Here is a 20,021-nt window from a genome sequence, read left to right as displayed (position 1 = left end):
TAGAATAGTCGTTTTATTGTTAGAGCGTGATGAGGGTTGGCTCCTCCAGCCAGTGTTCCTCAAGGTTGGTGCCGTCGCCGATCCGGTCGATAACAGCAAAAAGCCCCGATCCTTCGATCGGAGCCAGAACACCGTGCCAGGTGTTACGAGCGATATTGATGGCTTGCGTGTTGGTCGCGACAAAAGCCTGCGGCGGACCGGGACGGCCATTTTCATCCGGTGCCACTATCACCAAAAAGCGGGCGGCCGACATTGGCACAAAGCACTGCGAGCCGAGCGAATGACGCTCGAGCAGATCACAGGTGTAGGGCAGGGCGCGCAGTTCCGCTTGGAACAGGCTGAGGCCCAGCTTTCCGCCTTCAATATCGAACGACGCTAGGTCGCTAAATCGCTCACACAGCCCCGCGTTGATCGACACGGGCGCCACGGTGCCCACCTCGACCACATCACCAAACGGCGCAAAAGCGGCGGCAGTTATGGGGCGCGCTTGAACCGCGCGCATCGGTGTCGCGGTCTGCTGTGTCACAGGTGCAGCCCCACGTGGCGGTTTACGTCCTTATAGAGCAGATAGCGAAACGTTTCATCGCCAGTGGCGATACAGGCCTGCGGACAAAAGGCACGCAACCACATGAAATCGCCCGGGCCGACATCGACCCACGTGTCGTTCAACAGGTATTTGGCCGTGCCTTGCAGAACATAAAGCCCGTGTTCCATCACATGCGTCTCAGCAAACGGGATCCGACCGCCGGGCTCAAAATTCACGATGGTCATGTGAAAGTCATAGGCCATGTCCAGCGGGTCAAAAAACCGCTGCGTGGCCCATGTGGTTTCGGCGCCGGGCATGCCTGTTGGGGTTATGTCCGTTTCGTGCACCACAAATGGCTCAGGCTCCAGATCACCAGGCAGCGGCACATAGGCTTTGCGCACCCAATGAAACCCTGCCTCGGCCTCGGACGCATTCCACAACTGCCAAGGCGCACCCGCAGGCAGATACGCAAAGGAGCCTGCGCGCAGCTCATGCGAGACTTCACCAATCGTTAAGCGAAGGTTTCCATGCGCCACAAACAGAGCGGCTTGCGCGGTGGCCAGCGGCTCAGGCGCGGATGACCCGCCGCCGGGCTGCAATTCGACCGCGTATTGCGCGAACGTCTCGGCAAAGCCGGTCAACGGGCGCGCAAGGATCCAAGCGCGATGCCCCGTCCAGCCGGGCAGAAAACTGGTGACGATATCGCGCTGTGTATTGGCGGGCAGGACCGCATACGCGGGCGTAAAGATCGCGGTGCCTTCGGGGCTTTCATCAAATGGGGGCATCCCGCCGGGCGGAAAGGCATAGCGGGTCTGCGGCTCAATCGGTTGCGTCCCATCTGTGGGCGCGGTGTTCACGACGTTCATGCGAATAGATCCTTGAGACGGTGAAAGGCGATGCGTTCAACCTGATGACAGGCTTGTGCGAATTCTTCCGCGCGGCTGTTGGTCAGGCGCGCGTGGAAAGCCGCTAGGATACTGGCTTTGTCGTGGTCGCGGACCGCAATGATGAACGGAAAGCCAAAGGCTTTGACGTAGGCGGCGTTCAATTCAGTGAACGTCTGGCGCTCGGCATCGGTCAGGGCGTCTAGACCTGCGGATGATTGCTCACCGGTGGATTCTGCCGTGAGACGCTTGGCCTGCGCAAGCTTGCCTGCCAAATCCGGGTGCGCAGTCAAAACGCCAAGGCGCTCATCTTCGGACGCAAGCCGGAACTGCGTTTTGAGAGCTGCATGTATGCCGATGACACTATCATGAGCCGGGCCTAGCTCGGCCTCATAGACGCGCTCCGCGATCCAAGCAGAATGTTCAAATATCCCGCCGAAAGTGGCCACGAATGTTGCGGCGTCCATGCGAGATGGTTGTAACTTTGGGGCCTGATAGGGGTGTTCAACCGCCCAATGTGCGGCGATATCCGCACGACGAGCCACCCAAACATCTTCATGGCTGGCAACGTAATCCAAGAACCGCGCAAAGGCCGCCGCCCGACCGGGGCGGCCCACCAAGCGGCAATGCAAACCGATGCTCATCATCTTGGGCGCACCTGCGACACCCTCCGCATAAAGCGTGTCGAAACTGTCTTTAAGATAGGTGTAGAAATGCTCACCGGTGTTGAAACCCTGCGGTGTCGCAAATCGCATGTCATTGGCATCCAGCGTGTAGGGGATCACAAGTTGTGGGTGCTCTGCCACGTCGGTCCAATAGGGCAGATCATCGGCATAGGTGTCCGAGACATAGTCGAAACTGCCATCCTCTGCGATCAATCGCACGGTGTTTTCAGAACATCGACCTGTGTACCAGCCCCTTGGCGCGCTGCCCGTGACGGCGGTGTGCAGGCGCTTAGCCTCCGCGATCTGGGCGCGTTCCTCGGCCTCGGGCATGTCTTTGTGTTCGACCCATTTCAGGCCGTGGCTGGCGATTTCCCAATCGGCGTCCAGCATCGCGGCCACTTGCGCGGGTGAGCGGGCGAGGGCGGTGGCCACCCCGTAGACCGTAACCGGCATGTCGCGGGCCGTGAACATATCGTGCAACCGCCAGAACCCAGCGCGCGCGCCATATTCATAGATCGACTCCATGTTCCAGTGGCGCTGACCTTCCCAAGCGGCGGCCCCGACGATTTCGGACAAAAACGCCTCCGAGGCGGCATCACCATGCAGAACGCAGTTCTCACCACCTTCTTCGTAGTTCAGCACAAATTGCACCGCAATTTTGGCCCCATTGGGCCAGTTGGCCGCGGGCGGTTGCCCAGCGTATCCCGACATATCTCGGCTATAACGTTGCAAAGTGTCCTCCCAAAGCTATCTCCGCTTAAACCGCGATTAAGTTTCGGTCTTTCAAAATTTTCTTGAAAGTGTTTCGGGGGTTCTTGCATTTCCAATGCAAAGCCCATCCCGCAGACATCTTTTACACCAACAGGAGACGCATCATGGCTGGCTATCTCACGACCCACGTTTTGGACACGGCCAAAGGCTGCCCCGCAGCGGGTTTACGGATTGAGTTGTTCCGGATTGATGGCGGCACAGCCACCAAGATCACCGAGACGACGACCAACTCCGACGGTCGCACCGATAGCCCAATCTTGCCCCAAGACGCGTTTGATACGGGCACCTACGAATTGGTTTTTCATGCCGGTGATTACCTGCGCGCCAACAATGCGTCCGCAGATTTTCTGGACGTCATCCCACTGCGCTTTGTGATGAGCGACGTAGATCACTACCACGTCCCACTTCTCCTCAGCCCCTATAGCTACAGCACCTACCGCGGCAGCTAAGCGAGCGCGGCTTTCAGCGTATCGGACATAAAATCTATGAAAAACCGGCTCTTTGGGTCTTGGTTTTTCCGATGAGGATACAGCACCGCAAGCTGTGTATTGGGCGGCGGTGATTTTTGACAGACCGGGATCAGGGCACCGCTATCAAGGTGGTGCTGGATTTCAAACGTCGGCTTGTTGATGATCCCACGTCCGTCAAGCGCCCATTCAGTCAGAACATCGCCGTCATCACAGGCAAACGGCCCCGTGACGTCAAAGTTCTGATACCCGTCAGAGGTATTGAGCGACCAGCGGAACTCGGTCGAGCCGGGAAACCGCAAAAGCAGGCAATCGTGATCTTGCGAAATCAGATCGGCACCGTAGACCGGTCGCCCCTTGCGCCTGATGTATTCCGGGGAGGCGCATAGCACCCGCTCAAACGTGGCGATCGGCTTCATCATCAGGCCTGAATCCGGTGGGTTCCCAACCACAAAAGCTACGTCCAGACCTTCGCCCGCCACATCAAGCGCACGGTCCGAGAGCCTAAGGCGCGTGTGTATCTCTGGGTATTTCTCTCGAAAGACGGCCACATTCGGCGCAATCAACCGCCGCCCAATACCAAGCGGTGCCGACACAAAAATAGACCCGCGCGGGTTAAGTGTGATCTCATGAACCGCAGCCTCCGCCTCCTCTAGGGCTTCGAGAACTTTCAAAGCCTTAGGATAGAAAATGCGCCCCTGTTCTGTCGGCTGGATGGAGCGGGTCGTGCGGGTAAATAACCGAATCCCCAGCTGCTTTTCCAACTCTCCGATCCGGCTCGAGGCCACGGCCGCCGACACACGCAGATCGCGCGCCGCGGCAGACATGTTTTCAAGCTCGTACACGCGGGTAAACATGCGGATATTGTTGATATTGGCCATGGATTATTCGGTTTTTCTTGAAGCTGATCCGGATAATCAGCAATTATCATATAGAAGCGGGACGGTATAGCGTCGCACAAAATGTTTGGGAGAACGCCACATGTATGATCTCGCCGTTATGACGGATTGGCTCGGGTTCGCGGTGCGCTGGTTGCACGTCATCACGGCGATGGCTTGGATCGGTTCGTCGTTTTATTTCATCGCCTTAGACCTTGGCCTGCGGAAGGTGCCACATCTGCCCGTCGGCGCCCATGGCGAGGAATGGCAGGTCCATGGGGGCGGGTTTTACCACATCCAAAAGTACCTCGTGGCCCCCGAAAATATGCCCGAGCATCTGACATGGTTCAAATGGGAAAGCTATTCGACGTGGCTGTCGGGCGCGGCTCTGTTGGTGCTGGTTTATTGGGCCGGGGCCGAGATGTACCTGATCGACTATGACAAGATCGAATTGTCCACGTTCCAAGCCATCGCGATTTCTGGCGGCTCGCTCGCGATTGGTTGGATACTCTATGACATGCTGTGTAAAAGCCGCTTAGGCGAGCACCCCACGGCACTGATGCTGTTGTTGTTCGTCATCCTCGTGACGATGGCATGGGGCTACAACCAAGTCTTCACGGGCCGCGCCGCACTGCTGCATTTGGGCGCATTCACCGCGACGATCATGACCGCGAACGTATTTTTGATCATCATGCCGAACCAGCGCATCGTGGTCAAAGACCTGCAAGAAGGCCGCGCGCCTGATGCGAAATACGGCAAAATCGCCAAGCTACGCTCCACCCACAACAACTACCTGACGCTGCCCGTCATCTTTTTGATGCTGTCCAACCACTATCCTTTGGCGTTCGCGACAGAGCATAATTGGATCATCGCGTCGTTGGTGTTTTTGCTGGGCGTTTTGATCCGCCACTACTTTAACTCGATGCACGCCCGCAAAGGCAAACCGGTTTGGACGCTTGGCGCGTCTGCAGTAATTTTCGTGCTGATCATGTGGCTGTCGTCTGCCCCGATGTTCCGCGATTACGACTGGCAGGCAGACGTCGTCGTGCCAGAACAGATGCAATATATCGTTGAGGCAGAGGGCTACGGCGAAGTGCATGACATCGTGATGGGTCGGTGCTCTATGTGCCACAACCCGGAGCCCACATGGTCAAGCATGATGTGGCCACCCAAGGCCGTGCGCCTAGACAATGACGCGCAGATCGCCCTGAACGCCCGTGCCATTTATCTGCACGCAGGGCTCAGTCACGCGATGCCTCCGGGCAATGTGACCGGCATGACCGACGATGAGCGCGCCCAAATCATCCGCTGGTACCGCGGTCTCGGGGCGGAGCGCGCGGCTCTCTCGGACTAATAGGGCCACACAACGCCCAAGCGCATCTAATCACAGATCAGTTCACAGAAGCCTGACAATCACTGCCCTCGACAAGCGCTTCAGCCGCTGGTTTGGGGCATTTTTTGTATGTTTAGTCTGATTAAGTGGCGGAGACACAGGGATTCGAACCCTGGGTAGGCTTGCACCCACACCGGTTTTCGAAACCGGCCCGTTCGACCACTCCGGCATATCTCCGCAGACCAGCGGTCACTCTGGTGGCGTGCGGTCTAGGGGCAAACTGGCGGGGGTGCAAGCAGGTTTTGCAACCATTATGCGTAAAGGTTAAAGTGCATCCCTTGGCAGGCCTCGTAATCCCCCCATCTATAGTGTGTGACCGACGCCAAAAGGAGATCTCGATGCTGCGTGCTGCCCTCATTCTAGCCGCGGGCTTTGTGCTTGCACCCCTCAGCATTCCGAGTGTCTCGGGGATTGTTTCCGCTCAAACCCAAGCGCCCGCAGGTTTGCCCGCGATCAAACACACCCAGTTGATGGAAGCACTTAGGCTGCGCGACATCATCGAGGTCGTTGCCGCCGAAGGCATCGCCGCAGGCCCTGAGATTGAGGAGGACATGTTTCCCGGACGTGGGGGCTTTGGCTGGAAGGTTGAGCTAGAGCGCATTTATGACATCCCTCGCGTGATGGGCATCATGTCCGACGACATCAGGGCCAACTTGTCAGAGGCCGACGCCGATGTGCTGATCTCATTTCTTGGCAGCCCGCTGGGAAAGCGCATCGTTGAGGGCGAGGTGGCCGCACGGGCCGCGATGCTGGACGAAGACGTCGATCAGGCCGCAACCGATCTTGCGCAAAAAATGCGCCGCGAAGGAGGCAGGCGGGTCGAACAGATTGCCGAGTTCATCGCAGCCTATGACCTTGTGACGTCCAACGTCGTCGGCGGGCTCAATTCCAACTACGCCTTCTATCAGGGGCTCGCGGCGGGCGGGGCATTGCCGGACTCGATGACGGAGGATCAAATCGTGAATGAGGTGTGGTCCCAGCAGGACACCATCACAACCGAGACCGAGGATTGGCTGTATGCCTATTTGCTGGCGTCCTATGCAGGGCTGAGCGATGATGAGATGCAGACCTATATCGCCTTTGCCCGAACCGATGCGGCACAGGCGTTCAACGCGGTCTTGTTCGACAGTTTCGGCACAGTCTTCACGTCGATCAGTCGCGCACTCGGCCGGGCGGTCGCGGACCGGATGTTGGCGCAGGACATATAGGGTTGTCGACGCGGCCCGTTTGAGTTGGCGGTTGACACAGCACCCTCCATACAGGATACCCCAGCCACGCCGTGCGGGATTCCCTCGCGCGGTGTTTGTTGTTTTGTCCCGATCACGGGACACGCTGTCCGAGGTAAATGAAACGCCGGTGCATACCGGGGCCACAGGATGCGACAGAAAAAAGGAAGCAGCCAATGTTCGCTGTTTTGAAAACTGGCGGCAAACAGTACCGCGTCCAATCGGGCGACGTACTGCGTGTCGAAAAACTGGCCGCAGAGGCCGGTGAGAAAATCCAATTCAACGATGTGCTGATGCTAGGTGGTGACACTGTCACTGTTGGCGCACCTTTGGTGGACGGTGCTGCGGTTCAGGCCGACGTTATCGACCAAATCAAAGGCGAAAAGCTGATCCACTTCGTGAAGCGTCGTCGTAAGCACTCCTCCAAACGCACCAAGGGCCACCGTCAAAAACTGACGCTGATCCGCGTGACGGACATCCTTGCTGCTGGCGCAGATGCCTCTGGCGTCAAAGCCGCTGTTGGTGCTGGTTCGGTTGCTGGTGTGGCTGTTGCTGCAACTGCACCTGCTGCTGCCAAAAAAGCCGCTCCTAAAAAGGCTGCAAAAGCTGAGGCCGCTCCTGCTGCCGCTGCTGGCGCAGACGATCTCAAGAAGCTGTCCGGTGTCGGCCCAGCCCTTGAGAAGAAGCTGCTTGCAGCCGGCGTGACAACCTTCGCACAGATCGCAGCTTGGTCGCCCGAAGACGTTGCCGCAATCGACGAGCAATTGTCGTTCAAAGGCCGTATCGAGCGTGAAGGCTGGATCGAACAAGCCAAAGAACTGGCTAAAGGTTAAGGAGAGAAAGCATGGCACATAAAAAAGCAGGCGGTTCCTCCCGCAACGGTCGCGACTCCGCTGGACGTCGCCTTGGTGTTAAACTCTACGGTGGCCAAGCGGCTATCCCTGGGAACATCATCGTGCGTCAACGCGGCACCAAGTGGTGGCCAGGCCAAGGCGTCGGCATGGGCAAAGATCACACGATCTTCGCAACTGTCGAAGGCGCAGTGACCTTCCACACAGGCCTCAAAGGCCGCACGTTTATTTCGGTTCTGCCAGTGGCGGAGGCCGCTGAGTAAGCCGACCCGAAATAATGCCAGACATTTAGGGGATCGGTGAAAACCGGTCCCCTTTTTCCTTTCAGGAGGTCAGAATGACCCCCGATCCGATTTTCACATCTCGACTGTGCCTGCGTCCGTTTACGGGCGCTGATCGCGCTGCGGTGACCGAAGGTCTTAATGACTTGGCGGTGTCACAATGGTTGGCACGGGTCCCATACCCGTTCAGCCAAGCTGACCTGTCGGTGATGCAATCCGAAGTTCCCTCAAACTGGCCGGACCTCATGGTGATCGCCAAAGACACGACGGTCATCGGCGCCGTAACGACCCACCCGCATTTCGGGTTCTGGATTGCGCGGCGCCATTGGGGCAATGGCTACGGGCGTGAGGCGGCGCGTGCAGCTTTGAAATTCGCCCTTGAACGAAACAGCACCGTGCACAGCGGCTACTTTGCGGGCAATTCGGCCAGTGCACGTATCCTGCACGGCCTCGGCTTCACGATCACGTCGCGCGGGCGCACGCATTGCCGCGCCTTGGGTCGAGAATTGCCAGACGTCACACTGATATGCACCGCGCAGGGCAGGGTGGCCGCATGAGTGTCGCGTCTGCGTCCTTTCTGATCTTTGCCGCCAGCCAAGTCGGTACGCCAGGGCCTGCCAACATGGCGCTGATGGCAACCGGTGCGCGGTACGGGCTGCGCGCAGCTTGGCCCTTTGTTGCGGGCGTAGCCCTTGGCAAACAATTGATCATTTGGCCCATCGGCCTTGGCCTGATGGAGCTGGCAACCAGCTATCCGGCTGTATTCAGCGCGCTCAAATACATCTCCGCCGCGTATATCCTGTGGCTCGCGTGGAAGGTCGCGAACCTGCGCCTTAACACAACAGATGCGCAGGACCGCGCGCCCGGATTTTTCGCGGGACTTATTGTACACCCGCTCAACCCCAAAGCTTGGGCCATGATCACGGCTGGCTTTACCAATTTCGTGGCTCCCGGCACTCCGCCACTCGAAGCCACAGCCATTATCGCTTTGTGCCTTTTGACCTGTCAGATCGTTTTGCACCCGGTCTGGACCTCGGCGGGGGCGTTTATTGCCGCGCGCGTCGCGGGCACCGGCGCAGAGCGAACCTTGATGCGTATTTTAGCAGCGTTGACCGTTGCAAGCGTACTTTTCGTGTTGTTCGGAGGAGGAACCCCATGACACACACTCTATTTCAACAAACAACCATTCCAACCGAGCGGTTTACCCTGCGCCCTCTTCGGACGTCCGACCAAGGCCTGATTGAGGTCTATGGTGGCGATGCGCGTGTGGCCAAGATGACAGCCGAAATCCCCCATCCGCTGCCCCCCGGTGCGACGGCGGCGTATATCGCGCGGGTCACGCAGCCTGACAGCGACGAGGTCGTTTGGGCCATGGACGCATCCGGCACCGGGTTGTCCGAGCTTGTCGGCCTGATTTCGCTGAAACAAATGGACCGCAAACAGGCTGAGATCAGCTATTGGGTGGCCCCTGTTGCGTGGAACACCGGCCTCGCGTCTGAGGCGGTCTCTACCTTGGTAGAGGCCAATCCCCTCAACAACGACACGCTTTTCGCAAGCGTTTTCCAAGACAACCCAGCTTCCGGGCGGGTGCTCACGCACGCAGGTTTTGCCTACATCGGTCCGGCCGAGGCGTTTTCCGTCGCGCGCAACACAACCGTTGCTACATGGACCTATCATCGGAACATGCGCAGTGCTTGAGCTTTATCCCGCCCTGAGGTATCGGCAACGCACCCTCATAGGACGCAATTCATGAAGTTTCTCGATCTCGCCAAAGTCTACATTCGCTCCGGTGCAGGAGGCGGCGGTTGCGTCTCGTTTCGGCGTGAAAAATACGTGCAATACGGCGGTCCCGATGGGGGCGATGGCGGCCGGGGTGGTGACGTTGTGGTTGAGGCCGTCGAAGGCCTGAACACACTGATCGATTTCCGCTACCAGCAACACTTTTTCGCGAAAAACGGCCAGCCCGGCATGGGGCGTCAACGTTCTGGCAAGGATGGCGATCCGATCGTATTGCGCGTACCCGTGGGGACCGAAATCCTTGATGAGGACGAAGAAACCATCATCGCCGATCTGACCGAAGTCGGGCAAAAGGTGATCCTCGCGCAGGGCGGCAACGGCGGTTTTGGCAACCTGCATTTTAAATCCGCAACGAACCAAGCACCGCGTCGGTCGAACCCCGGCCAAGAGGCGGTTGAACGCACCATCTGGCTTCGGCTCAAGCTGATTGCGGATGTGGGTCTTTTGGGGCTGCCAAATGCGGGTAAATCCACCTTCTTGGCGGCGACATCCAATGCCCGCCCAAAGGTGGCGGATTATCCGTTCACCACGCTTGTGCCCAATCTTGGGGTTGTGGGCGTGGATGAGGTGGAATTCGTCGTCGCCGATATTCCGGGCCTGATCGAAGGGGCCCATGAGGGGCGCGGCATCGGGGACCGGTTCCTTGGCCACGTGGAACGCTGCGCCGTTCTGCTGCACCTTGTGGATGGCACTAGCGCGGATGTTGCGGGCGACTACAAGACGATCATTACCGAGCTGGAAATGTATGGTGGCGGTCTCGCTGAAAAGGCACGGGTGACCGTGCTCAACAAAATCGACGCCCTCACCGATGAAGAGCGCGCCGAGAAATGCGCCGCGTTGGCCGAAGCCGTTGGCGCGCCCATCATGGAAATGTCCGGTGTGGCAAAACAGGGCACGATTGACGTGCTACGCGTGTTGCGCGACCAGATCGACGCTGACCGCCTGCGCCAAAAGCCCGCGCAGGAGGAAAAGCCGTGGTCACCGAGCTGACGCCCCAACTGACCCACGCCCGCCGGTTTGTTGTCAAAATCGGCTCGGCGCTGTTGGTTGATACGCAGACAGGCACCGTCAAAACCGATTGGCTCACCGGCTTGGCCTTGGATGTGGCCGATGCTCGCGCTCGTGGCCAGGAGGTCGTGATCGTCTCATCAGGCTCCATCGCACTGGGTCGCCGGGTCTTGGGCCTGCCTGAGGGTGAGCTGTCGCTTGAGCAGTCGCAGGCCGCGGCAGCCGTTGGGCAGATCCAACTGGCCCGTGCGTATGAGCAAGTCCTCGCACCCCACGGGATCACCACAGCGCAGGTTCTTCTGACCCTTGAAGACAGCGCAAATCGCCGCCGCTACCTCAACTCTCGGGCGACCTTTGCCACGTTGTTGGGCCTCGGCGTCGTACCGATTGTGAATGAGAATGACACTATCGCCACGGATGAAATCCGCTTTGGTGATAATGACCGGCTCGCGGCGCAAGTGGCGGTGATGTCAGGCGCGGATCAACTGGTTCTGCTGTCGGACGTAGATGGCCTTTATACCGCGAACCCAATGATTGACGACACGGCCGAGCATTTGCCACTGGTCCAAGCGATAACACCTGAAATCGCCGCAATGGCGGGTGAGGGGGTTTCTGGCCTGTCTAAGGGCGGAATGGTGACCAAGCTGATGGCCGCGCGTACTGCTACGGATGCGGGTTGTGCAATGGCGATCACGCTGGGCGCTTCGGACAGGCCGCTTCGGGGGCTGACCTCAGACGCGCGTGCCACGTGGTTCACCGCCGCCCAAGACCCACAAACTGCGCGCAAACGCTGGATCGGCGCGATGAAGCCTCGCGGCACGCTGGCCGTTGATGCCGGCGCGGCCAAAGCCCTTGCACGCGGGAAATCACTGCTGCCCGCGGGCGTGAAATGGGTCGGGGGTAAGTTTGGCCGCGGTGAACCCGTAACAATCGAAGGTCCCGATGGGATGTCCATCGGCAAGGGCCTGACCCGCTACACAAGCGAAGAAGCGCGGCTGATTTGCGGCGCGCAAAGCGGTGACATCGCGGAATTGCTGGGCTACCCTGCACGCTCCGCACTCATCCACCGCGACGATATGGTGACAGGTTAAGGAGGCCCGGAGGGGGCAACGGCATGAAAGATTTTGACACGATCCCGAACCTGATGGCCGACATCGGCGCGCGCGCGCGGGCCGCAACCGCGGCTTTGGCCTCGGCAACTGCGGAACGCAAACATGCGGCCCTTATCGGCGCGGCTGAGCATTTGTGGGCCGACCGGGCCGAAGTCATTGCCGCCAATGTCCACGACATGGACTTTGGGCGTGACAAAGGCCTCAGCGACGCGATGATGGACCGCCTGATGCTGGATGAAGACCGCATTCGCGGCATCTGCGATGGCTTGCGCGCCGTGGCCGAACAGGCTGATCCCGTGGGCCGGGTCCTTGCGGAATGGGACCAGCCTTCGGGCCTGAATATCAAGCGCGTTGCCACCCCGCTGGGCGTCATTGGCGTGATCTATGAAAGCCGCCCAAACGTGACTGCAGACGCCGGTGCCCTGTGTCTTAAGGCTGGCAACGCCGTGATCCTGCGTGGCGGCTCCGAGAGTTTTCATTCCTCTGGCGCGATCCACGCCGCAATGGCCAAGGGCCTGCGTGATGCGGGCCTGCCCGAGGATGCCATTCAACGTGTTCCCACCCGGGACCGCGCCGCCGTCCAAGAAATGTTGACCATGGTCGATACAATCGACGTGATCGTCCCACGGGGTGGCAAAGGCCTTGTGGGTCTGGTCCAGCGAGAGGCCCGCGTGCCGGTATTTGCCCACCTTGAGGGCATCTGCCACACCTATGTCGGCGCATCTGCGGACCCCGCGATGGCGGTTGAAATCGTGCTCAACGCCAAGACACGGCGCACCGGAATTTGCGGCTCGCTTGAAACAGTGCTGATCGATCAGGCGTTCCACGACAAATACGGCGCGATCGTGGTTGAGGCTCTGTGGGACGCGGGCGTTGATGTGCGCGCGGACGGGCCGCTGGCAGAAGTGCCCGGCACGACCCCCGCCACAGACGCAGACTTTGGGACAGAGTTTCTCGACATGATCTGTGCCGCCAAACTGGTGGACGGCGTCGATGCCGCAATCGCTCATATTCGTGCCTATAACTCTAACCACACGGACGCGATCATCACCGCCGACGATGCCGAGGCGGCGCACTTTTTTGCGGAACTAGACAGCGCGATCCTGATGCGAAACGCGTCTACCCAATTCGCAGATGGCGGCGAGTTCGGCATGGGTGCCGAAATCGGCATTGCGACGGGCAAGATGCACGCGCGCGGCCCCGTGGGCGCCGAACAGCTGACCTCATTTCAATACCATGTGACTGGCGCCGGTACGACCCGCCCTTAAGGACCTAATATCATGACAAAACGCCCTAATCTCGTGCGTCGCACGGGCTTTCCCGAAAGCATGAGCCGCGCTGTTGTCACGCCACTTCAGCCCTCGGTGGTCTATGCTTCCCCCGATATTGACACGCTGCATGCCCAGTATGAGGGCCGCGCCACGGGCTATACTTATGGCCGCGAAGGCCACCCCAACGCAGACGTTCTGGCACAGAAAATCGACGCCATGGAAGGCGGCGAGGGCGGGATCATCCTCGGTTCTGGCATGGCGGCAGTGTCCGCGACCCTGATGGGATTGCTTAGTGCGGGCGATCACATTGTCGGCGGCAATCAGTTGTACGGCCGTTCGCTGCGGATGATGAACCAAGACCTGCCGCGCTTTGGCATCACCACCACTTTGGCCGATCCCACGGACGCACAGGCCTTTGCCGACGCCATCCGTCCCGAGACCAAATTGATCCTGATCGAGGCCGTCTCAAACCCCACTTTGCGCGTGGCGGATATGGAGGGGATCACCAAGCTCGCGAAAGAGCGCGGGCTGATCCTTGTGGTTGACAACACCTTTACCACACCCGTTGGCTACCCGGCCTTTGCCGAAGGGGCTGATGTTGTGATCCACTCCGTGACCAAGTTGATGGCGGGGCATTCGGATGTGACTTTGGGCTATGTCTTGGCGCGCGACGCGGGCCACAGCAAGGCGATCTACGACACTGCAGTGACCTTTGGCTTCACCCCATCACCCTATGAATGCTGGCTGGCGGAACGCGGGCTCTACACGTTCGACCTGCGCTTTGACCGCGCGCAAGAAACCGCGATCAAGCTGGCCGATTTTCTGGCCACACACCCCGCGGTGGCGCAGGTTTTGTACCCCGGTCGCGCGGATCACCCCGATCACGCCCGCGCGCAAACCGTTCTGAACGGGATGTGGGGCAACATGGTCAGCTTCAAACTGCACGGCGGCGAGGATGAGGCGAACCGGCTGGTCCGCGCAGCCCCGCAACTGGCCTTTGCCCCGACGCTCGGGGATGTCGGCACAACGCTGAGCCATCCGGCCAGCAGCTCGCACCGCGGCCTCACGCCCGAGGGTCGCTCGGCACTCGGCATCACAGATGGATTTTTCCGCGTGTCTGTCGGGATTGAGCCGTGGGATGTCCTGCAAGCGGACTTTGAGCAGGGCCTCCGCGCGGTCTAAACCTCGCGCAAGTCCTGTGCGTTTTGGTTCAACTGAAACAGCTCAACGTTCAGCCCCGGTGCAGAACGCGCGATCTCGCGCTGTACCAGCTTGGCGTTGGGCAATACCTCACTGGCGATGATTAACATGCCTTCAAAGGCCTGCGTCGCCAGATACTCTGCCAGCTCTACGGCATCGAACGTTTTGGTCAGCAAGGGTGCGAGCACGGTATCCGCACCACGATCCGCGATCAGCTCGGGTGACAGATCACGAAAGCTGAGATGTTCAATCTGATCGTAGCTCGAATCCAAAATGCGCCGCGGAAGTGCCCCACGATAACCATCGGGCAGTTCAACAGCGATCAATCGGCGTGCGGTACGCCCCAACGGGCGGGACCCGGTCTGGTCGCGCGTGGTGCTTGTCATGCTTGTCCTCATGTGTTGAAGCTGGTCTGAAAAGCTTCGCGAGTTCAATTAGCATATTGCTAACATAATATTCGCATTTTGAAAAGGCCCGTTGGTCTGTGCGAGAAACGGCGGCGAGAAATGGATGATGCACGGCATGAGCCGGATCTGATTGATGAAATAACGGGCGCGCTGCCGGGGGCTGTGGTTTTGTTGGACAAAGCCGGGCGTGTGGCGCGCGCAAATCCGCCTGCGCGGGCTTTGCTAGGTGATTGGGTGATTGGCCGGTCGTATGTGAGCGTTCTGCGCCAGCCCGAGGTCCTCAGCCCGATTGAGGCTGCGTTTTTTGACAGCAAAAGTGGTGAGGCTGATTTTACCCACACCGAAGGAGCGGTCGACACACTCTACCGCGTGCGCATCCGCCCCTTGGCTGGGCTGGCGGGGGCAGGGCAAGTGCTCCTGCACTTTGAGGATATATCTGAGCAATCCCAAGCCCTTAGCTTTCGTCGCGGATTTGTCGCTAATGTCAGTCATGAGCTAAAAACACCGCTAACGGCGCTGCTGGGTTTCATTGAGACGTTGAATGGCCCCGCCCGCAACGACCCCGAGGCGCAGCGCCATTTCCTGAGCCTGATGTCCCGTGAGGCGCGACGCATGAACCGTCTCGTGTCAGACCTGCTCTCGCTCAGCCGGGTGGAGGCGGGGGAACGCACGCGGCCCAAACGGCGCGAAGACCTCGTATCGCTTGTGCGCATCGCGTTGGAGCCGCTGAGCGAAATTGCATCGGATGCAGGCGCGGTCATCCGCACCGACCTGCCGGCTGAGGCGGTTGTGCGCGCCGATGCGGACCAAGTGATCCAGATCGTGACGAACTTAACGGAAAACGCAGTGAAATATGGCGGCGGCGAGGTCGAGCTGTCGCTGCGCCAGATCGGCTATGATGGTCAATTGCGCGGCCCCGCATGGCAATTGTGTGTGCGTGACAATGGGCCGGGGATCGATCCGCTGCATGTGCCGCGATTGGCGGAACGATTCTACCGGGTCGACACACACCGGTCGCGCGGGCAGGGCGGAACGGGGTTGGGGTTGGCAATTGTGAAGCACATTGCGCAACGTCACCGAGGGCGCCTCAAGATCGAAAGCGAGATGGGAAAAGGCTCTGAATTTACGGTATTATTCCCGGCTGAACGCGATCAAAGCACGTCATCTTAGCCCAAAGTGCGGCTCAAAAACCGCGCGCCCTTTAACTTTTGTAAAATTGATTTTGCGACTGTCATAAAACTGTTACCTGACCGTCACAAAAGCGCAGCACGGTGACATTAGGCAGTCCCCACAAGGCGGCATTAACGCTTTCTTGACTATGTAAACACGAGACCCAATCCAGGGGGATAACATGTCTCTGACGAAACTCACAGTTTCCGCGCTGGCCATCGCCGCCGTTTCCGCAACCGCAGCCTCGGCCCGTGATCAGGTCCAAGTTGCCGGCAGCTCGACCGTGCTTCCTTATGCATCCATCGTCGCCGAAGCCTTTGGCGAAAACTTCGACTTCCCAACACCTGTTGTTGAATCCGGCGGATCGTCCGCTGGTCTGCGCCGCTTCTGCGAAGGTGTGGGCGAAAACACCATCGACATCGCAAACGCGTCCCGCGCGATCCGCGAAAAAGAAGTCGCTGCATGTGCTGAAAACGGCGTGACCGACATCGTCGAAGTCCGCATCGGGTATGACGGCATCGTCTTTGCCTCGCGCATCGAAGGCCCTGCCTACAACGCGTTCTCGCCATCCGACCTGTTCAACGCGCTCGGCGCCAAGGTTCTGGTCGACGGCCAACTGGTCGACAACCCACACACCAAATGGTCCGACTTTAACGCTGATCTGCCCGACGCAGACATCATCGGCTTTATCCCCGGCACCAACCACGGCACCCGTGAAGTGTTTGAGGAAAAAGTGATCGCGGCAGGTTGTGAAGCGACAGGCGCATTCCAAGCCATGATGGACGCGGGCATGTCCGAAGACGACGCTGAGGATGCATGCCTTGCGACACGTTCGGACGGTCTCTCGGTCGACATCGCAGGCGACTACACCGAGACTTTGGCGCAATTGTCCGCCAACCCCAACGGCATCGGCGTTTTCGGCCTCGCGTTCTACGAAAACAACCAAGACACGCTGAAAGTGGCCACGATGGACGGGGTCATGCCCTCCACTGCGTCGATTTCCACCGGTGAATACCCCGTTTCGCGCCCACTGTACTTCTACATCAAAGAAGCCCACATCGGCGTGATCCCCGGCCTCAAAGAGTTCGCTTCGTTCTTTGTTGCCGATGAGCTTGCTGGCCCAGACGGTCCACTCGCCGAATACGGCCTCGTGTCCGACCCTGCTTTGGCTGAAACACAGGCCACAGTTGCTGGCGCAGGCAGCTAAGGTCGTCTAGACACCTCACGACCGAAGGGCGCAGCTTCTGCGCCCTTCATTACGCCGGGACTTGGGGTTTCGGTGACTTCTACTGCCGATAAGGACCGCACCATGCCTGTGATTTGGATTTTGACCCTGATCCTTGTGTTTTCGATCATCGGGTTTTTCCTCGGGCGGGCCCGGGCCATGACGTCAGCAGGGGGCGATATGCGCAGTCTGCATTCGCTTCCCAGCTATTATGGCTACAACTCGGCGCTTTTCTTGGCCGTACCATCGCTGATTTTGTTGGGTCTTTGGTTGATCCTTCAGCCGATTTATATCGAAAGCCGCATCAGCAGCCTGTTGCCCGAAACCGCGATTTCTGAGGACACGACCCGTTCATTGGTCATGTCCGACGTGCGCCGTGTGGCCGAAGGGCTTGATGTTGCGGTGGATCAAGGCGCGATGACCGCAGATGAGGCCCGCAACATCCGCACCGAATTCGTCGACGTGCGGGAACGGTTGGGCAGCGTCGGTGTGGCCCTTGGGTCCGAGGTTGATGCACCGATCCTGAACGCCGCCCAACAATACCGTGAGCTGTCCAGCACGATGAACATCCTGATGACGGTTCTTGTTCTTGCGCTTGGGGCGGCGGGGCTGACCTTTTCCTATGTCCGCACGGACAAAAACTTCCGCGCGCGCAACGTCGTTGAAAGCGTGATCAAGGGGCTTTTGATCCTTGCCTCGACCATCGCGATCCTGACCACTGTCGGCATCGTCTTTTCCATGTTATTTGAGACACGCAATTTCTTCACTCAATACAACTGGGTCGAGTTCTTCTTTGGCACCGTCTGGGACCCCAGCTTTTCGGGGCGCGGTGGATTGTCCGAGTTCGGCCTGATCCCGCTATTGTGGGGCACGCTCTATATCTCGTTTATCGCGCTGTCGGTGGCTGTGCCCATCGGGCTGTTCGCGGCGATTTATATGTCCGAATACGCCAGCCCCCGGATGCGTTCCTTCGCCAAACCAGTGATTGAGGTGCTCGCGGGCATCCCGACCATCGTTTACGGCCTGTTCGCGCTGATCACTGTAGGGCCGTTCCTGCGTGACTTCATTGCGGAACCTATGGGGTTGGGCTCGTCCTCCTCATCGGTGATGACCGCCGGTTTGGTCATGGGCATTATGTTGATCCCCTTCGTGTCATCGCTATCGGATGACATCATTAACGCCGTCCCCCAAGCCATGCGCGACGGGTCCTTTGGCCTTGGCGCCACCCATTCGGAGACGATCCGTCAGGTCGTCATTCCAGCTGCACTGCCCGGCATCGTCGGCGCGATCCTTCTGGCCACATCCCGCGCGATCGGGGAAACCATGATCGTGGTATTGGGGGCAGGGGCTGCGGCAAAGCTGGACCTCAACCCGTTTGAGGCCATGACCACCGTAACCGTCAAAATCGTCAGCCAGCTCACGGGTGACACCGACTTTTCCAGCCCAGAAACGCTTGTGGCCTTTGCTCTTGGCCTCACGCTTTTCGTTATGACCTTGGGTCTGAATGTGCTGGCCCTCTACATTGTTCGTAAATACCGGGAGCAGTACGAATGAGCGACGCAATCGCCAACAGCACCCCCGCCACGCCGTCCGCCTCGTCGCTGTTCAAGCAAGACGACCGGGTCAAGCGGCGTAACGCGGCCGAGAAACGCTTCAAAGCCTACGGGCTTACGGCCATTGGCGTCGGTGTGACGATGCTGATCATTCTGGTGTCCTCGGTGCTGAGCCAAGGTCTCAGCTCATTCCGCCAGACATTTGTGACACTGCCGATCACCGTCACTCAGGCTGAGTTTGAGGCGGCTGAGGCTTCGATGCTCAAAACCGGTAAATACAAAAAGCTGATCCAGCGCGGGCTGGAACAGCGGCTCGCCACGGCGGAGTTGGGCGATGTTGTATCGATCAAGGATGCGATGGGTCTTTTGTCGGGGCAGGCGCCTGCTGACCTGCGGATGGCAGCCTTGGGCAATCAAACATGGCCGCTGCGCCAAGAGTTTCGGTTTCTCGCCAACGGGCGTGTGGATGGCTACTTCAAAGGTCGCGTGACCATGGAGATCGCCGAGCGTGATAGCCGCATCTCGCCCGAGCAGTTGGAACTGTCACAGCAACTCGCGGATGCAGGGATCATGGAGACCCGCTTTAACCGCGGTTTCCTGACCCGCACCGATGGCTCTCCCACACGGCCGGAGGCCGCGGGTCTTGGCGTCGCGTTCTTGGGCTCACTCTACATGATGATGGTGGTTTTGGCCTTGGCGCTGCCCATTGGCGTCGCCACCTCGATCTATCTTGAGGAATTCGCCCCCAAGAACCGCTGGACCGACTTGATTGAGGTCAACATCTCAAACCTCGCTGCGGTGCCATCCATTGTGTTTGGGATCTTGGGTCTGGCGATCTTTATCAACTTTGCGGGCCTGCCGCAGTCGGCTCCATTGGTGGGCGGCTTGGTCCTGACGCTGATGACATTGCCCACGATCATCATCGCAACGCGCGCCTCGCTCAAATCGGTGCCCCCGTCGATCCGCGATGCGGCCCTTGGCCTTGGCGCCTCCAAAATGCAGACCGTGTTCCACCATGTCCTGCCCTTGGCGGCCCCCGGTATCTTGACCGGCACGATCATCGGCCTTGCCCAAGCGTTGGGTGAAACAGCGCCTTTGCTGCTGATCGGCATGGTCGCGTTGGTGCAAAACTACCCCTCAGCCCCACCTGCGGGACTAGAGGACCCGGCCACAGCCCTGCCAGTGCAGGTCTACATTTGGACCACACGGTCCGATCCGGCCTTCGTGGAAAGAGCCTCCGGCGCGATCATCGTCCTGCTGGCTTTCCTCCTGATCATGAACATCGCGGCCATTTTGTTGCGCCGCCGGTTTGAACGCCGCTGGTAAGAGGGTATGG

General features: G+C 59.2%; 21 protein-coding genes and 1 tRNA gene. 16 read left to right on the top strand and 6 right to left on the bottom strand.

All coding sequences use genetic code 11. The annotated features are described in order from the left end of the window. Positions 1–19: 19 nt before the first annotated feature. From PM04_RS01520 to puuE, 3 genes are read right to left on the bottom strand one after another with little or no spacing between them, the layout of a single operon-like run. Positions 20–526, bottom strand: coding sequence for an ureidoglycolate lyase (locus PM04_RS01520; RefSeq protein ID WP_369793289.1), 507 nt, complete (start codon positions 524–526; stop codon positions 20–22). Beyond that, complete coding sequence (locus tag PM04_RS01515; protein ID WP_052068255.1) at positions 523–1,392, bottom strand: bifunctional allantoicase/(S)-ureidoglycine aminohydrolase; 870 nt, start codon at positions 1,390–1,392, stop codon at positions 523–525. The genes PM04_RS01520 and PM04_RS01515 overlap by 4 nt, the downstream gene beginning before the upstream one ends. Further along, positions 1,389–2,807 (bottom strand): allantoinase PuuE, encoded by a 1,419-nt coding sequence (gene puuE, locus PM04_RS01510; protein WP_038002972.1) that lies wholly within the window; start codon positions 2,805–2,807, stop codon positions 1,389–1,391. Before puuE ends, PM04_RS01515 begins: the two co-directional genes overlap by 4 nt. A 143-nt stretch (positions 2,808–2,950) precedes the next feature. Here puuE and uraH point away from each other — a divergent pair, with 143 nt between their 5' ends. Next, complete coding sequence (gene uraH, locus PM04_RS01505; protein WP_038002971.1) at positions 2,951–3,295, top strand: hydroxyisourate hydrolase; 345 nt, start codon at positions 2,951–2,953, stop codon at positions 3,293–3,295. Here the strand turns inward: uraH and PM04_RS01500 are convergent. Continuing rightward, positions 3,292–4,194, bottom strand: coding sequence for a LysR family transcriptional regulator (locus tag PM04_RS01500; RefSeq protein WP_038002969.1), 903 nt, complete (start codon positions 4,192–4,194; stop codon positions 3,292–3,294). The genes uraH and PM04_RS01500 overlap by 4 nt on opposite strands. A 100-nt stretch (positions 4,195–4,294) precedes the next feature. Between PM04_RS01500 and PM04_RS01495 the strand changes: the two genes are divergently transcribed. Then, positions 4,295–5,545 (top strand): urate hydroxylase PuuD, encoded by a 1,251-nt coding sequence (locus tag PM04_RS01495; protein ID WP_038002967.1) that lies wholly within the window; start codon positions 4,295–4,297, stop codon positions 5,543–5,545. Positions 5,546–5,671: 126 nt separating this feature from the next. Here the strand turns inward: PM04_RS01495 and PM04_RS01490 are convergent. After that, a tRNA-Ser gene (locus PM04_RS01490) sits at positions 5,672–5,761 on the bottom strand. A 161-nt stretch (positions 5,762–5,922) separates the two neighbouring features. On the opposite strand from PM04_RS01490, the gene PM04_RS01485 reads away from it, so the two are divergent. The 10 genes from PM04_RS01485 (at position 5,923) to PM04_RS01440 (ending at position 14,312) form a co-directional block, all read left to right on the top strand. Further along, positions 5,923–6,792 carry a DUF2059 domain-containing protein gene (locus PM04_RS01485; protein ID WP_052068258.1) on the top strand — a complete coding sequence of 290 codons (870 nt, stop codon included), beginning with the start codon at positions 5,923–5,925 and terminating at the stop codon, positions 6,790–6,792. Between the two features lie 194 nt (positions 6,793–6,986). Further along, on the top strand, positions 6,987–7,643 hold the full coding sequence (locus PM04_RS01480; protein ID WP_038002965.1) for a 50S ribosomal protein L21: 657 nt from the start codon (positions 6,987–6,989) through the stop codon (positions 7,641–7,643). Between the two features lie 11 nt (positions 7,644–7,654). Then, on the top strand, positions 7,655–7,924 hold the full coding sequence (gene rpmA, locus PM04_RS01475; RefSeq protein ID WP_038002963.1) for a 50S ribosomal protein L27: 270 nt from the start codon (positions 7,655–7,657) through the stop codon (positions 7,922–7,924). 74 nt (positions 7,925–7,998) lie between these two features. Continuing rightward, positions 7,999–8,499: a GNAT family N-acetyltransferase gene (locus PM04_RS01470; protein ID WP_038002961.1), complete on the top strand. Its 501-nt coding sequence runs from the start codon at positions 7,999–8,001 to the stop codon at positions 8,497–8,499. Beyond that, a complete protein-coding gene (locus tag PM04_RS01465; protein ID WP_038002959.1) occupies positions 8,496–9,101 on the top strand; it encodes a LysE family translocator in 606 nt (201 codons plus the stop codon). The genes PM04_RS01470 and PM04_RS01465 overlap by 4 nt, the downstream gene beginning before the upstream one ends. After that, positions 9,098–9,640 carry a GNAT family N-acetyltransferase gene (locus PM04_RS01460; protein WP_038002956.1) on the top strand — a complete coding sequence of 181 codons (543 nt, stop codon included), beginning with the start codon at positions 9,098–9,100 and terminating at the stop codon, positions 9,638–9,640. The genes PM04_RS01465 and PM04_RS01460 overlap by 4 nt, the downstream gene beginning before the upstream one ends. A 51-nt stretch (positions 9,641–9,691) precedes the next feature. Further along, the gene (gene obgE, locus PM04_RS01455; protein ID WP_038002954.1) at positions 9,692–10,729 is read left to right on the top strand and encodes a GTPase ObgE; all 1,038 of its coding nucleotides are present in this window, start codon (positions 9,692–9,694) and stop codon (positions 10,727–10,729) included. Next, the gene (proB, locus tag PM04_RS01450) at positions 10,714–11,838 is read left to right on the top strand and encodes a glutamate 5-kinase (RefSeq protein ID WP_200880318.1); all 1,125 of its coding nucleotides are present in this window, start codon (positions 10,714–10,716) and stop codon (positions 11,836–11,838) included. Before obgE ends, proB begins: the two co-directional genes overlap by 16 nt. Positions 11,839–11,861: 23 nt before the next feature. Further along, positions 11,862–13,127, top strand: coding sequence for a glutamate-5-semialdehyde dehydrogenase (locus tag PM04_RS01445; protein WP_038002952.1), 1,266 nt, complete (start codon positions 11,862–11,864; stop codon positions 13,125–13,127). 12 nt (positions 13,128–13,139) lie between these two features. Continuing rightward, a complete protein-coding gene (locus tag PM04_RS01440; protein ID WP_038002949.1) occupies positions 13,140–14,312 on the top strand; it encodes a PLP-dependent aspartate aminotransferase family protein in 1,173 nt (390 codons plus the stop codon). Here PM04_RS01440 and PM04_RS01435 read toward each other — a convergent pair. Beyond that, complete coding sequence (locus PM04_RS01435) at positions 14,309–14,716, bottom strand: hypothetical protein (protein WP_038002947.1); 408 nt, start codon at positions 14,714–14,716, stop codon at positions 14,309–14,311. The genes PM04_RS01440 and PM04_RS01435 overlap by 4 nt on opposite strands. A gap of 120 nt (positions 14,717–14,836) precedes the next feature. On the opposite strand from PM04_RS01435, the gene PM04_RS01430 reads away from it, so the two are divergent. From PM04_RS01430 to pstA, 4 genes are all read left to right on the top strand, one after another. Beyond that, on the top strand, positions 14,837–15,907 hold the full coding sequence (locus tag PM04_RS01430; RefSeq protein WP_038002944.1) for an ATP-binding protein: 1,071 nt from the start codon (positions 14,837–14,839) through the stop codon (positions 15,905–15,907). Between the two features lie 181 nt (positions 15,908–16,088). Beyond that, a complete protein-coding gene (locus PM04_RS01425; protein ID WP_038002942.1) occupies positions 16,089–17,114 on the top strand; it encodes a substrate-binding domain-containing protein in 1,026 nt (341 codons plus the stop codon). Positions 17,115–17,216: 102 nt separating this feature from the next. Then, positions 17,217–18,686, top strand: coding sequence for a phosphate ABC transporter permease subunit PstC (pstC, locus tag PM04_RS01420; protein WP_038002941.1), 1,470 nt, complete (start codon positions 17,217–17,219; stop codon positions 18,684–18,686). Continuing rightward, complete coding sequence (pstA, locus tag PM04_RS01415; protein WP_038002939.1) at positions 18,683–20,011, top strand: phosphate ABC transporter permease PstA; 1,329 nt, start codon at positions 18,683–18,685, stop codon at positions 20,009–20,011. The genes pstC and pstA overlap by 4 nt, the downstream gene beginning before the upstream one ends. The last annotated feature ends 10 nt before the right edge of the window (positions 20,012–20,021 follow it).

Origin of the sequence: Thalassobacter sp. 16PALIMAR09 (assembly GCF_000765485.1) — a bacterium.
Classification (GTDB): Bacteria; Pseudomonadota; Alphaproteobacteria; order Rhodobacterales; family Rhodobacteraceae; genus Thalassobacter; species Thalassobacter stenotrophicus.
The sequence above is the reverse complement of the archived record's forward strand: the minus strand, read 5'-3'. Positions and strand labels throughout refer to the sequence as shown.

Excerpts from the sequence above, each read along its gene's own strand:
- PM04_RS01515 (WP_052068255.1), bottom strand. The coding sequence starts at position 1,392 with ATGAACGTCGTGAACACCGCGCCCACAGATGGGACGCAACCGATTGAG.
- uraH (WP_038002971.1), top strand. The coding sequence starts at position 2,951 with ATGGCTGGCTATCTCACGACCCACGTTTTGGACACGGCCAAAGGCTGC.
- PM04_RS01500 (WP_038002969.1), bottom strand. The coding sequence starts at position 4,194 with ATGGCCAATATCAACAATATCCGCATGTTTACCCGCGTGTACGAGCTT.
- PM04_RS01495 (WP_038002967.1), top strand. The coding sequence starts at position 4,295 with ATGTATGATCTCGCCGTTATGACGGATTGGCTCGGGTTCGCGGTGCGC.
- PM04_RS01485 (WP_052068258.1), top strand. The coding sequence starts at position 5,923 with ATGCTGCGTGCTGCCCTCATTCTAGCCGCGGGCTTTGTGCTTGCACCC.
- PM04_RS01480 (WP_038002965.1), top strand. The coding sequence starts at position 6,987 with ATGTTCGCTGTTTTGAAAACTGGCGGCAAACAGTACCGCGTCCAATCG.
- rpmA (WP_038002963.1), top strand. The coding sequence starts at position 7,655 with ATGGCACATAAAAAAGCAGGCGGTTCCTCCCGCAACGGTCGCGACTCC.
- PM04_RS01470 (WP_038002961.1), top strand. The coding sequence starts at position 7,999 with ATGACCCCCGATCCGATTTTCACATCTCGACTGTGCCTGCGTCCGTTT.
- PM04_RS01465 (WP_038002959.1), top strand. The coding sequence starts at position 8,496 with ATGAGTGTCGCGTCTGCGTCCTTTCTGATCTTTGCCGCCAGCCAAGTC.
- PM04_RS01460 (WP_038002956.1), top strand. The coding sequence starts at position 9,098 with ATGACACACACTCTATTTCAACAAACAACCATTCCAACCGAGCGGTTT.
- obgE (WP_038002954.1), top strand. The coding sequence starts at position 9,692 with ATGAAGTTTCTCGATCTCGCCAAAGTCTACATTCGCTCCGGTGCAGGA.
- PM04_RS01445 (WP_038002952.1), top strand. The coding sequence starts at position 11,862 with ATGAAAGATTTTGACACGATCCCGAACCTGATGGCCGACATCGGCGCG.
- PM04_RS01440 (WP_038002949.1), top strand. The coding sequence starts at position 13,140 with ATGACAAAACGCCCTAATCTCGTGCGTCGCACGGGCTTTCCCGAAAGC.
- PM04_RS01435 (WP_038002947.1), bottom strand. The coding sequence starts at position 14,716 with ATGACAAGCACCACGCGCGACCAGACCGGGTCCCGCCCGTTGGGGCGT.
- PM04_RS01430 (WP_038002944.1), top strand. The coding sequence starts at position 14,837 with ATGGATGATGCACGGCATGAGCCGGATCTGATTGATGAAATAACGGGC.
- PM04_RS01425 (WP_038002942.1), top strand. The coding sequence starts at position 16,089 with ATGTCTCTGACGAAACTCACAGTTTCCGCGCTGGCCATCGCCGCCGTT.
- pstC (WP_038002941.1), top strand. The coding sequence starts at position 17,217 with ATGCCTGTGATTTGGATTTTGACCCTGATCCTTGTGTTTTCGATCATC.
- pstA (WP_038002939.1), top strand. The coding sequence starts at position 18,683 with ATGAGCGACGCAATCGCCAACAGCACCCCCGCCACGCCGTCCGCCTCG.